We start from the raw sequence: 247 nt of genomic DNA, 5'->3' as shown, positions 1-247 counted from the left end.
AGCATCAGCGCCGCGTCGCTAACGCAGCGAGCGATCGGACCAAGCGTCGACAGGTGGGTCCAACTCACCGCCGCGCCGGCAGGCACTCGGTTGAACGACGGTTTCATTCCGACCACCCCGCTCCAGCAAGCTGGAACGCGGATCGAACCGCCGCCGTCGGTGGCCAGTGACAACGGTCCCATGCCGAGCGCAACCGCTACGGCTGATCCACCGCTGCTCCCGCCGGACGTCAGACGCCGATCCCATG

At 67.6% G+C, this 247-nt stretch carries 1 protein-coding gene; it reads right to left on the bottom strand.

The genetic code is table 11. The annotated features are described in order from the left end of the window. On the bottom strand, window positions 1-233 hold a 233-nt coding region (locus SB725_RS33055; protein ID WP_410923681.1), incomplete at its 3' end, for an amidase family protein. Between the last annotated feature and the right edge of the window lie 14 nt (window positions 234-247).

The sequence above is a fragment of the Pseudomonas sp. SIMBA_041 genome (genome assembly GCF_046535095.1).
GTDB classification, from domain to species: Bacteria; Pseudomonadota; Gammaproteobacteria; order Pseudomonadales; family Pseudomonadaceae; genus Aquipseudomonas; species Aquipseudomonas mucoides.
Note: the sequence above shows the minus strand (reverse complement) of the source record. Positions and strands in the feature narration are given on the sequence as shown.